Source organism: uncultured Streptomyces sp. (assembly GCF_947488945.1).
In the GTDB taxonomy this organism is placed as follows: Bacteria; Actinomycetota; Actinomycetes; order Streptomycetales; family Streptomycetaceae; genus Streptomyces.
Window position 1 is genome coordinate 1 of the sequence record NZ_CANLBS010000118.1, and the last position, 254, is coordinate 254.

At 67.3% G+C, this 254-nt stretch carries 1 protein-coding gene; it reads left to right on the plus strand.

The window, feature by feature from the left end:
* Positions 1-39: 39 nt before the first annotated feature.
* Positions 40-254 (plus strand): KR domain-containing protein (locus tag Q0994_RS34055; protein WP_363325604.1); only part of this gene is annotated, 215 nt, incomplete at its 3' end.

Here is a 254-nt window from a genome sequence, read left to right on the forward strand (position 1 = left end):
TTCGCCCGGCACCTGGCGGAGCAGCAGGGTGTGCGGAACTTGCTGCTGGTCAGCCGGCGAGGTCCCGCGGCCGACGGCGTGGCCGAACTCGTAAGGGAGTTGGCGGTGCTGGGTTGTGAGGCCCGTGCCGTGGCTTGCGATGTGTCCGATCGTGAGGAGCTCGCCGCGCTCATAGCCTCGTTGGAGCGGCCGCTGACTGCTGTGATTCATGCGGCGGGTGTGGTGGATGACGGTGTTCTGGAGTCGTTGTCCGC